Origin of the sequence: Klebsiella sp. 141251, assembly GCF_050600725.1 — a bacterium.
Taxonomy (GTDB): Bacteria; Pseudomonadota; Gammaproteobacteria; order Enterobacterales; family Enterobacteriaceae; genus Klebsiella; species Klebsiella aerogenes.
Genome location: NZ_JAQIRG010000005.1, coordinates 397,163 through 408,899, shown reverse-complemented (window position 1 = coordinate 408,899; position 11,737 = coordinate 397,163). Strand labels below are relative to the sequence as shown.

The following is an 11,737-nucleotide window of genomic DNA, read 5'->3' as shown; positions in this document are numbered from 1 at the left end:
GCGTTCGTGCCGATGGCGGCGGTGTTCCCGGCGCTGGAGCCAAAGCATAAAGGGGCGGCGATTTCGGTCTACAACCTGTCTGCCGGGCTGTCGAATTTCCTCGCGCCGGCGATTGCGGTGGTGCTGCTGCCGCACTTCAGCACCATCGGCGTGGTGGTGGCCTATACCGCGCTCTATATTCTCGCCTTCTTCCTGTGCCCGTTTATTCGCGTTGAACAGCCAGGGTTTGCTACCAGCGAAGCGGCTAAACCGCTGACCGTCAGCACAGCAAAATCATAAAAAAACCCCGGAGACCGGGGTAAGTAAAAGAGTCAATCCGGGCCTCACGCCCGGATTTTTGCCTTATGCGATAGTGACTTTGCCGTCCAGATAGACATCCTGCACCGCATTGATCAGCTTCACGCCTTCGCTCATCGATTTCTTAAACGCTTTACGACCGAGGATCAGCCCCATGCCGCCGGCGCGTTTATTGATCACCGCCGTGCGCACCGCATCGGCGAGATCGGTTTCGCCGCCCGCCGCGCCGCCGGAGTTAATCAACCCGGCACGGCCCATATAGCAGTTTGCCAGCTGATAGCGCACCAGATCGATCGGGTTATCGCTGGTCAGCTTGCTGTAGACGCGATCGTCGGTATAACCGAAGTTCACCGCCTTATAGCCGCCGTTATTCTCGGCCATTTTCTGCTTCACGATATCAGCGCCGATGGTGGCGGCCAGATGGTTGGCCTGGCCGGTCAGGTCAGCGGAAACGTGGTAATCGACGCCATCTTTTTTGAATGCCGGGTTGCGCAGATAGGCCCACAGCACGGTGACCAAGCCGAGCTCGTGCGCGCGCTCGAAGGCGGCGGAGATCTCTTCAATCTGCCGACGCGACTGCTCGGAGCCGAAATAGATCGTCGCGCCAACCGCAACCGCGCCCATGTTGAACGCCTGCTCGACGCTGGCGTACAGGGTCTGGTCATACTCGGTCGGGTAGCTCAGGGTTTCGTTATGGTTGAGCTTAACGAGGAATGGAATGCGGTGCGCGTAGCGGCGCGATACCGAGGCCAGTACGCCATAGGTAGAAGCCACGCAGTTACAGCCGGCTTCGATGGCGAGTTCCACGATATTCTTCGGATCGAAGTAGAGCGGGTTGGCGGCGAACGACGCGCCCGCCGAGTGCTCTACGCCCTGGTCGACCGGCAGAATGGAAAGGTACCCTGTTCCCGCCAGACGCCCGGTATTGTAGAGGGTCTGCATATTACGCAGCACCGCAGGCGGGCGGTTGTTATCCACCATCACCCGGTCGACGTAATCCGCGCCCGGTAAATAGAGTTGGTCGGCTGGAATAGTCATACAACGGTGCTGTAAAAGGCTGTCGGCATCTTTGCCAAGCAACTGCGTAATATCAGTCATAGCTATCTCCCGTAAGTGCTGGCCGCAGCCAGCATGTTTTATCCCAACCCAAAAATTTTGGGCAGGTTAAGCCTGGTACCGAGTTAGCATATTTTCCAGCCGGAAGCGCATTTTTTCAGTAGATTCTGCTGTCTCGTTTCACTGCCATTTACCACCAGGCGTGGAAATGATGTACCGGGCCGATACCGTGCCCCACTTCCAGCGAATCGGCCTGCGCCAGCGCCGCCGATAGCCAACCCTTCGCTTCGGCGACGGTTTGTCCCCAATCGGCATAGCGAGGACGCAGCGCCGCCAGCGCGGCAGATAACGTACAGCCGGTACCGTGGGTATTTTTGGTCTGCACGCGCGGCGCGGTAAAGCGCTGTTCGCCTTCGCGGGTGAACAGCCAGTCCGGGCTTTCGGCGTCGTCCAGATGTCCGCCCTTCATTAATACCGCCCCGCAGCCTAATGCCAACAGCGCCCTGCCCTGTTCCAGCATCTCGCGCTCGCTTTGCGCATGCGGCGCATCGAGCAGCGCCGCGGCCTCCGGCAAATTCGGGGTGATCAGTGAAACCTGCGGCAGCAGGCGCTGGCGCAGCGTCGCAATTGCCGAGTGGGATAACAGCGGATCGCCGCTTTTCGCCAGCATCACGGTATCCAGCACCACGTTGGCAATCTGATAGCGGGCAAGACGTTCCGCCACCGCTTCAACGATATCGGTTTCCGCCAGCATGCCGATTTTCGTAGTATCGATTCGCACGTCGCTAAACACCGAATCCAACTGCGCCGCCACGAAGTCCGGCTCAATGCGGTATACCGACTGCACGCCGCGGGTATTCTGCGCCACCAGCGCGGTGATCACCGAGCAGCCGTAAGCGCCGAGTGCGGAGAATGTTTTGAGGTCGGCCTGGATCCCGGCGCCGCCGCTGGGATCGGTGCCGGCGATGGTTAAGGCGTTAATCCGCTTCATGCCGCCACCTCCGCGTATAACGCGTCGAGGAATGCCGGGATAAAACTGCCGGGACCGCCGTGTCGCGCCGCTTCCCCACCCGCCATTTTCATCAGGCCGCAGGCGGCTGCTACGTTTTGCAGCCGATCGCCGGGCATCGCGGCGCTTGCCGCCACCACCGCGGATAACGCGCAGCCGGTCCCTACCACCCGCGTCATCAGGACATCACCGCCGCTCACGGCAAGCGTGCGCTCACCGTCGCTGATGTAATCCACCTCGCCCGTCACCGCGACCACGGTATTGAGCTTGCGCGCCAGCACCTGGGCTGCGGGTAACGCCGCAGCTACGCTATCGGTCGTGTCCACGCCGCGCCCACCGCCGCTATTCCCCGCCAGCGCCATGATTTCCGAGGCGTTGCCGCGAATCGCCGCAGGCCGCAGTTCCAGTAGCTCGCGACAAAAATCGGTACGCAGCGTCAGCGCGCCGACGGCAACCGGATCCAGCGTCCAGGGTTTTCCCGCCTGGCGGGCGCTCTGCGCCGCCGCTCGCATCGCGTTGGCGCGCTCAGTGGTTAAGGTCCCGACGTTAATCAATAGCGCATCGGCAATGGCGGCAAACTGCGCGGCTTCCGTAGGATCAATCACCATCGCCGGCGAGGCGCCAATAGCCAGCAGGACGTTAGCGGTAAAAGTCTGGACCACATCGTTGGTCATACAGTGAACAAGCGGCGAAGAGGTGCGGAAAAGCTGCTGCAGGTGCGCGATATGCGCCGGATTTAGCGGTTCATGCATGGTTTGCTCCCGCCAGATGAGGAAGCAGCGCAGACCATGCGGTCTCTGACTTCCCTACGCTGGCATTATCCAGATCAGGTGGTACGGGTATTTCTCAGCCCATCAGAGATGGGGCACCCCGAGTCATGTAGATTGAATCTCTATACTTTTTGCCAGCTTAGGGGAAGTGGCTTGCTGTTGCAAGCTCGCCCTACCGGTTATCGCTTCTTCACGCTGTACCCCACCTTGTACCTCAGTTTGTACCCCACCACAGAAACGAAAAAAGGAGCCGTTAAGCTCCTTTGTGATATAACCTAAGACCTCATAGATTCCGAGATTCAGTTTTGCGTTCTGTTTTTCTACGTCGTTCAAAGGTGCGGATTACATCCCAGATAAACAGGAACAGCAGATACCAGTAAAGTGCGGTGATCATACGCAAACCTCTTGGTTCCAATAGCTTCGAACGGTTCTCAGAGACACACCCATCGCTTCAATCGTTTTCTTCGGTGTTAGCCCTTGAGCCTTATGTTCCAGAACCTTCAAACGCGTTTCATGCTGCTTTCCAGCTTTCTTGATTCCAAGGCATTCGATGGTCGAGCCAGGGAAGTAATGGGTCTTGAGGTATTCCGCTGCCGCCATGTCGGGAACGACAAACACGAGAGGGTAATCGGTGTCAGTGTTGCGAATGGATGTTCGGCTAAGAAACTGGTAGCACCGTTCAAAATACATTGCCTGACGCTTCTTCTCCATCACCGTTTCAAAATCCCAACCAATACGTTCACAATAGTCTTCCCATCTCTTACGATCTTTATCGCCCAGATTTGCACATCCGAGGAACACAGCACTGTGAATGCCCTGGTAGTTGTTCATTCCGTAGCTCGACATCGAGACTGCTTCCCCTCCCATGCGATCCCCAAGCTCAGCGAGCCCAATAGTCTGGAAGTCGCAGATGGTTTTATCCTTGTTAGTGGCGAAGATAAAATCCTTCCCAACGATCTGCTTTATCTCCTTCAGATGATTGTTAAAGACATTGGCGAGTTCTGACTGCCCCGCTCTTTTGATATCTTCCGAGAGAATAACCACGATCTTGATAGGCACTTTTTTATGCTTGCGTCTTTCGGGATCAGGTTGAAGGTGTTCACCCGCTTCCTGAACAGCGATCTGAGCGACGTTCTCTGCCATCCAGACAAACCCGCTGCGATTTACACCAGCACCGAGCACAGTGAAACTTTTTGCCCACGTTGCGGCCTTCAGTATCGGATTATAAGTGTACGCAAAGAAGCTGTATGAAGAATCACACTCGGTATGCATCACGCCACCGCCGTCGAGCGCCACGTAAAGCACTTTCTTAAGATTATCACTATTAGCGTGCTTCTCATGGTAATACTTGTACAGATTGTCGTAGTGCTCTTCGCGTAGGTATAGCAGCCCGTTTCGCTCTTCCAGCCATTCCAAGAATGGGAAGTTTTCTGCCGTCCTGTCAGAATGACGGATCGTTGCTTCTGCCCCAAACCAGCCATCAGGAATCTCATCTACCACCACGTTGTGATCTGCCAGGAGAGATTTCATCTCAGGATTGAACGTAGCGAGGTGGCAGTAGTTGGTGAAACATTCGTGGGTGGTTATCACCACATTTATCTGGAAGTTATCAGCCAGGGCGCTTTTTAGGTTGAGGGTCGCCCCTTCAACGAAAATGTGATGGTTTGGGATTCTCAAACGATTCAGATCTTGCTTAAACTGATCGGCTAAAGCGTGGGTTGGTACTACTATTAAGAATTTTTCTGGGACTGCTTCGCCATTGAGGCTGAGGATGTACTCTTTCAGGCGGTGGCTCTTTCCTGAGCCGCAAATCGCATTAACAAAGTTTACTAGTGGTTTCTTTTCGGTCATTCGGTTCCTCTCGGTTTAGGACTGCTGTTATTAATTCATTCACCAGCGCGGCGGCTGACTTATCTTCACGGTTGGCAAGTTCTACAAGCGCCTTGTGAGTTTCATCGGTGAATCGGATGTTCATTTTTTTCCTTTCGGTGTTCATCAAATCGAGCTAGTGCATCAGCAAATAATTTTTCACGATCCGCATATTTGCGTTTTCTGGCAACATTCATAGATGTGTATATCACTTCACGGGTGACGTCTCCGTTGACCAGTTTATTGAAAACCTGATCACTGCTAAAATATTTCAGAGTAATTTACCTCCTGTTTGGCAACTTATTGGGGATGTGTATTGTATAGATTCCAGACACGAAAAAGCCCCCGCACCGATCACCCGGAGGAGGCATTAGAGTCATTGCGCTGGATATTAATTAGAGAAAGTAAGGATAATCCTCACTTAATACTATCTTAGCACGAAACGAACGCTTTGTCAAGGTTTTTTTTAATTTCAATGAGATAGAATTCATAACGACATGGGTGAACTCACACGCACTACTCGCTCGGTGAGATTCTGGATGCATATCATGGATGCCAGATACTGTGACTAACTCGGCGCTATATCATATCTATCTTATTAACAATGAGACTTCCGGCTTAATATGCAAGTAAGCCGATTTTATGGCTACGCCATTTGCACAAGTAACATGATACAGAGGGTGCAGAAAAGTCTAAAGTCTCTTTAGAGTTATTTGCATCATCGGTAAAAGTGAAGGCTTACAATGGAACACTGTCGGTGTGGAATGGTTGCATAAATTCATTTTTATAAGCGTATCTTGCACACTGAACATATGGACGAGGTATACGAGTACATAATATAGAAATTAATGACAGTTTGTTATTTAAACAAAAGTTAGTCGATCTTGAGGTTATAATGATCGTTATGTGAGCGAAGCGAGCATAGCAGATGACCTTTTACAGGAGAATACCTCTTTAACAAATTACATCCGGTGCAAAGGTTGCTCTCCTGTAATTGATATCTTCCATGCTCCGCATTACATGCTACTCATGCAGCATACTTTCATGGTCGCGATGCTCCTCTGAAATAACACTCCATAGAGCCGCAAAGATAGCCCAACTTATAATCAATAATCCACCGATAAATGATGATTATTAATAGGCTTAATCTATGTTAATTCTACCCGTATTAACCAGTCTAAAACCCTCTCACACCACATTACCCCATTGATGCCAATTCTCATGACACCTTATGCCATGCGGGTTACTCTGGAATTACGGGCAAACAATCATGATTCATTTGCTAAGCAATTAGGCTTCAAATGGAAATTTTAACTGAGTACGATTTTTAAGCTATCTTCATTCCGAATTCGCAGTATCAAATGTCTTCGCATACGGGCACTTGCCCTTTGTTACGTAGGTGAACAGATAAATGCTGTTCTGGTATATGCAGAGCGTCTTTCCGCTATCCGTCGTTTCCTGCTGGGGATCAGTCATTGTGATCTGTCCTGCTGCTGCCAACTGTGAAAACAGTAGCCCACATATCACTACCCTTTCTCTTCTCACAACTTCCTCCCGTTGATTTCGTTATCAAAATCTATCCATTAATAACAACTGCACATAAATGTTATAGCTTCAATGTTGATCAATTTTATCGATCAATTAAATAGAAATTGATCGTTTTTATCAATCAACGATTTTATAATGGCTCCTGATGAATTCTTAACTGACAACCAAAAAAGGAAGACCATGAAAAGATTGATTCTCGCAGCGCTGATCGCTCTCCCCTTCGCCTCAAGTGCAACCACTTTCACCTGTAAGGCGATCCAAGAAGGGCAGATCGATTCTGGTAGCCAAAAATCTTCAGTCGAGACTCGCCTGGATGTTCAGGACAAAAGCATGAAAGTGAGCATGGGTGGTAAAACCTGGCGGCTCGGTTTCATTGGAGAGAAAAGTATTGCGAAGATGTACGCCACCCCAGACGGTGGGATTGCCGTCACTTACCTCGACAACGGCAGTGATCCAGTTTTCGTTATGCGCCCAACTAACAACGATGGTCAAACGGCACTCTACACGCTTAGTTTGTGTTCTGAGGCTTAAAATTAGGCGTGAGCAATCACGCCATTTCCTTCTTGATGCGGTAAAAAGTGGCGCGTGATACTCCAGCCAGTTCCATTACTTTAGCGGGTTTGTGTCCTGCACTGAGTAAGGATTTAACAACCTCCCGCGCCCTTTCATCCTTAGCCTTACCGACATACACACCAGCCTCTTTTGCTTTCTCGATACCTTGTTTTTGACGTGCACGTCGAGTCTCATAATCCTGACGGGCCATAGTAGCCAGCATATCGATCAGCATGTTATTTACTGCTGCCATAATGCCATCCACCACGGGTGATGAATTATCCCCTTTAAGCATGTCCCATGAGGTGGGCAAATCCACCACCACCAGTTTCAGTCCCTTATCCTGAATTGTACGCTTCAAACTTTCCCACTGGACAGCCTCCAGACGACTCAGGCGGTCGATAGACTCCACCAGCAACAAATCCCCAGTGTTAGCCTCATCAAGCAACAGCGATAGCTGAGGACGTTCAAGGGAAGCACCAGAAGCATTCTCGACATATTCCTTCCTGATAGCCCATCCACGTTCCCCTGCAAACTCACGCAACGCCGGGACAGCACGTGTGGAATCTTGTTCTCTGGTAGAGGCTCGTGCATAAATTAGGACGTTCATCATCTGTCTCTTTGAGGTTTTATTTCAATACTCAAAGTATACATCACAGATGAAACGTTATCAATTCTCTACTATCGATACCCTAATGATACTCAATATCACGTTGTCAGTGAGGTATACCCAAGTGATACTCAATTGTTAAAATTTGAATACCAATAATCATTCTCATTAATAGCCGGGCAGAACCTATGCTGCGCAGTGGTAATGTTGAGATATTTGGGCGAGATAAAATCCTAAAACATGTGGCCTCAACTGAGATTGCTCGATGGTTTAAGCAATGGGGCGGTTAGATCAGATCGTCAAGTGGTTACCAATGGAGACCATGTTCCCCCCTTTTCCTCTTCTAAATTCGCTCATCGTGTTAGTTAACAATCACTAACAGCGAAAACTACTTGTTCAAAATGCTCGTTATAGAGCATGGATCACAAGCATGAGACATCTTCTTGAGGCATAATGGGCACAGCATACTTGCCTAAGGAACTTTCGAATGTCGCATGTCAGTATTAACGATTTCAAACTTCTTAATATCAAATGCCAAAAATATTTTGACCTGTTCAGTAAAACGAATGAATTTAATCAGTCTGTCAATGAAGTTAAGTTGCAACAAAGGTTCGGTTTTTATCTTTTCATGCTTGAATCTCTTTGTAATGAAAAAGATATTGATAAAATTAGCGATTACATTACGGATACAGAGTTCAATTCTTACTTAATCGGCAATCGCTGTGATGACCATGGTATTGATGCTATTTTCATGGATGAGGAAAATAAGGAGATAAAATTATTCAATTTTAAATTTCGTGAAAATTTCAAAGCTGAACAAAAGCAAAGTTTTAACGAAGCATTTGTTTCTACTAAACTTGTAAACTGTATCATGAATGATAGTTTAGATGGTTTGGATGGAAAATTAAAAAATTATGTTCACACCATAAATGAGTTACTCAATGGTAATGATGTATGGAAACTTTCATTGTACATGATCAGTAATGAAGCGTTTCCGATTGAACATGATGAAAGTGCAATACAACAGTTGAAAAATTTTTATGACATGGAAGTTGTGTCGGTGTGTCTTCCGCACATAACCAGTATGATGTCCATACGACCTGCGCCTATCAATGCAGAGTTGATAATCGATAATGATGCGTTGATGTCTTATTCAGAAAATTCTATATCAACATCAAAATCCTATGTTGTTAGACTGAACGCTGCGGATGTTATAAGAATGACGTGCCGCAACGCAGACTTACGTCTTGATCATAATTGTGAAAACATTGACGAATTGGCTGAGCAAAAAATAGACTTTGGAGTACTTTTTGATAACGTCAGAGGGTTGGTTCAACGCTCTCGCTATAATGCCGCTATCGCTAAAACCTTACGCGAAGAACCTGGTAAGTTTTTCATGTATAACAATGGGTTGACTGTAGTTGCTGATGATATAAAAGCCCATCCAGTGAATGGTAATAGGAAAGTAAGAATAAGTCTTACAGGTATTCAGGTGTTAAACGGTGGACAAACCCTTCGAACTCTCCACGATTTTAATGCTACTGATAAGTCATACATTACTGAGTATCTATCAAAAAGTGAAATCCTCGTAAGGATATTTAATGCTGCAAGTGGTGATACTGCCAATAAAATAGCAGAATATACAAATAGTCAAAATTCAATATCGAACGTCGATTTGAAGTCTCTTAGTACGCTACAAATACAACTCGAACAATTATTGGATGAACATGATATCATCTATTCTCGAAAGAATGGTGATACGGGGATGGATGACAAAAAGAACTATCGTTACAAAATTAGCATGGAGCAGTTTGGTCAGATCTTATTTGCTATTCAAGGATTTCCTGAAAAATCATCAAACCAAAAGCAACATATTTTCGGCAAATACTACGATGATATTTTTGATGAGAAGAACTTTGACTTATCACATGCGCCTGAGATAATTGAGCGTTATTTCGAAATAAAGAAAGCATATTCATTTTCCGATGAAAGCATCCAAAAAATTGAGCAAAAGATATTTTATATACTTTATATGAATCAAGTCAGAAGTGAATGGACTTATGAGCAGTGTATAAATGTTCTTGAAGATGTATTAGAAACATTTTATCCGGCAGGGGTTAATCTTACCGATGCTCGCAAGATGATCCAGGTTCGTTTTAAAGATTATTTGAATTCTATTCTTGACGACTCAGAGTTTGAGCCTTAATATTCGAATGGCTCCCATAGAGAAATATTTTAAATTTGGCTTGAGATGTATATCCCAAGCCAATCTCGACATGAAGGTTTGAGTATATGGCTCTTTTCAGAGGCTTTGATGGCAGGCATTTGGAGGAGCTGACTTTTGACATTTATATGATATAAAGTAGAGCTAATCTTTTCATCACATTTTCTCTTTCATTGCCAGCCATGACACGAAGCCAGCTTCATTTGCTTATGATGTGGCTAAGGGCTTTACAGGAATGATACGAGGGGGGCACAATGCCCCCTTTATAGCTATACATCCCACGGATTTGTTTTCGCTTTTCTCATTTTGTATTCGATGCCACAAACGGTGAAGGTGAGTTTCTCTGCGTCAATCACCCCCTCAACCTCTTTGTAGTCGAATGGGAATTTCACTTTATTGTCGCTGATTTTGTACAAACCGCCTGGAATGTTGGGGCCTTGGTCAATTTGCAAATAATCCCCCTTAATTAACCAGCGTCCCTCTACCTGGTATCCAATCGCGCTACCGTGCTCATTAAAGTAAATGCTCATGATGATTCCTTACTCTTCGAACTCGATATCTTGATCATCAAGTTCCCCATTGCGAGAAATCTTGACTGAAAAACGTTTGAAGGTTTTGAAAAACTCCTCAAGCGTCATTTTTACTTTTTCCCTTCTTAATCCATGTTCATCGTCTGAAACAAATGCTTCAACATCAAAGAAACGCTCTGCTGAGTAGAAGTAAATACCTTTCACTATCTCACCTTCTCTCAATATACCTTTGTCTTTCAGAAAGTCGCTAAAGTCTTCCTGATCAGCACTGTCTGCTGCAGCGCTTCCCTTCCAGTCGTCATACTGAACATGAGCCTTAAAGTGTTCTTTTTCCATCTTATTTATCCTTTGCTGTGGGGTAATCAAAGGTAGCGTAGCGCAGATTTTGGACAATACAAGCCTTAATGCCCGTTGGTGGTAAGACAACGTGCGGAGACTCTGGCGACTTCATCAGATTTAGATTTACTTGTTAATTGGCAATAACTCCAAAACACCATAATGGGCTTGCCTGTGACAATTAGGGCATAATGCGATGGCATTTTCCACGGAATCCTCTCCCCCTTTAGAAAGCCACTCAATGTGGTGAACTTCAAGAAATGGTGTACCATCTTCTTTCAGGAAAGGTGCATCACACCTACAGCTTTGGCACTTACCATTAGCCCTTAAAAGAACTTCTGCAACCACATACGGGCTTCGCTTATAAACTCTTGTTATTACTTCGGTTAGCACTGGAGTTTTACTTTCCGTTGCTAAAATCCGCTCCCGTGTAGATGAGGGTAATTTAGCAGCAGACTCTACTGCTTCTTCAAACTCCGACTTCACTTGACGGTAACACCATTTACCCTGTTGATCCTGGTACAATTCCCAAATGCCATGCACAGAGGGTTGATAGATTTCAAAAATGTTCCCTCGCTTGAATAAGCGGTCATACTCATGATGGCGATGGGTTACATCATCAGTTCGCCTGGCGGTTTTGTTGAAACTCCAGTAGCTGCGATTGCAGTTGACAGTGTTAACCACAAGATTAAGCCACGTATCGTCTTTATAATGCGGAAATAACTTTCTGAGGTAATCATCTACTTGCTTCGCCGTTGCCGCCCCTCCGAACTGTTGCTCAACCACTTGCACAGTAGTGATTCTTATCGGTTGGTCGCCGTACTTGTATGTTCGATTTGATTTTGCAGACATCATAAGACCTCTTGCAACCTAAGATTTATCTTAGATTATCTACCAAGCATTGTTCATGCAACTCTCTGATTTAAGACAATAGAA

The 11,737-nt window shown here is 47.1% G+C and carries 11 protein-coding genes, 1 pseudogene and 1 riboswitch; of the genes and pseudogenes, 3 read left to right on the top strand and 9 right to left on the bottom strand.

All coding sequences use genetic code 11. The features are described 5' to 3' along the window. A pseudogene (locus tag PGR09_RS14435) lies at window positions 1-279 on the top strand (cytochrome C biogenesis protein CcdA); the annotation flags it as partial. A gap of 63 nt (window positions 280-342) precedes the next feature. Here PGR09_RS14435 and fbaB read toward each other — a convergent pair. From fbaB to PGR09_RS14410, 5 genes are all read right to left on the bottom strand, one after another. Further along, entirely contained in the window at window positions 343-1,395 is a 1,053-nt protein-coding gene (fbaB, locus tag PGR09_RS14430; RefSeq protein WP_015365768.1) for a class I fructose-bisphosphate aldolase, read from the bottom strand. Between the two features lie 148 nt (window positions 1,396-1,543). Then, window positions 1,544-2,344: a bifunctional hydroxymethylpyrimidine kinase/phosphomethylpyrimidine kinase gene (gene thiD / locus PGR09_RS14425; RefSeq protein WP_045391187.1), complete on the bottom strand. Its 801-nt coding sequence runs from the start codon at window positions 2,342-2,344 to the stop codon at window positions 1,544-1,546. Beyond that, a complete protein-coding gene (thiM, locus tag PGR09_RS14420; protein ID WP_316423293.1) occupies window positions 2,341-3,114 on the bottom strand; it encodes a hydroxyethylthiazole kinase in 774 nt (257 codons plus the stop codon). The genes thiD and thiM overlap by 4 nt, the downstream gene beginning before the upstream one ends. 34 nt (window positions 3,115-3,148) lie before the next feature. After that, window positions 3,149-3,245, bottom strand: a riboswitch (TPP riboswitch). 277 nt (window positions 3,246-3,522) lie between these two features. Then, on the bottom strand, window positions 3,523-4,983 hold the full coding sequence (locus PGR09_RS14415) for a DEAD/DEAH box helicase (protein WP_430916261.1): 1,461 nt from the start codon (window positions 4,981-4,983) through the stop codon (window positions 3,523-3,525). 1,356 nt (window positions 4,984-6,339) lie between these two features. Then, window positions 6,340-6,546 (bottom strand): hypothetical protein, encoded by a 207-nt coding sequence (locus tag PGR09_RS14410; RefSeq protein WP_430916260.1) that lies wholly within the window; start codon window positions 6,544-6,546, stop codon window positions 6,340-6,342. A 183-nt stretch (window positions 6,547-6,729) separates the two neighbouring features. Between PGR09_RS14410 and PGR09_RS14405 the strand changes: the two genes are divergently transcribed. After that, window positions 6,730-7,080, top strand: coding sequence for a hypothetical protein (locus PGR09_RS14405; RefSeq protein ID WP_153258932.1), 351 nt, complete (start codon window positions 6,730-6,732; stop codon window positions 7,078-7,080). A gap of 16 nt (window positions 7,081-7,096) precedes the next feature. Here PGR09_RS14405 and PGR09_RS14400 read toward each other — a convergent pair whose 3' ends face one another. Beyond that, a complete protein-coding gene (locus PGR09_RS14400; protein WP_032623928.1) occupies window positions 7,097-7,711 on the bottom strand; it encodes a recombinase family protein in 615 nt (204 codons plus the stop codon). A 487-nt stretch (window positions 7,712-8,198) separates the two neighbouring features. Here PGR09_RS14400 and PGR09_RS14395 point away from each other — a divergent pair, with 487 nt between their 5' ends. Further along, a complete protein-coding gene (locus tag PGR09_RS14395; RefSeq protein WP_430916258.1) occupies window positions 8,199-9,917 on the top strand; it encodes an AIPR family protein in 1,719 nt (572 codons plus the stop codon). Window positions 9,918-10,204: 287 nt separating this feature from the next. Here PGR09_RS14395 and PGR09_RS14390 read toward each other — a convergent pair whose 3' ends face one another. From PGR09_RS14390 to PGR09_RS14380, 3 genes are all read right to left on the bottom strand, one after another. Beyond that, complete coding sequence (locus PGR09_RS14390) at window positions 10,205-10,465, bottom strand: hypothetical protein (protein ID WP_430916257.1); 261 nt, start codon at window positions 10,463-10,465, stop codon at window positions 10,205-10,207. A 9-nt stretch (window positions 10,466-10,474) separates the two neighbouring features. Then, window positions 10,475-10,801 carry a hypothetical protein gene (locus PGR09_RS14385; protein WP_430916256.1) on the bottom strand — a complete coding sequence of 109 codons (327 nt, stop codon included), beginning with the start codon at window positions 10,799-10,801 and terminating at the stop codon, window positions 10,475-10,477. A 126-nt stretch (window positions 10,802-10,927) separates the two neighbouring features. Next, window positions 10,928-11,653, bottom strand: a complete 726-nt coding sequence (locus PGR09_RS14380) for an HNH endonuclease (RefSeq protein ID WP_430916263.1) — start codon at window positions 11,651-11,653, stop codon at window positions 10,928-10,930. Window positions 11,654-11,737: the final 84 nt, after the last annotated feature.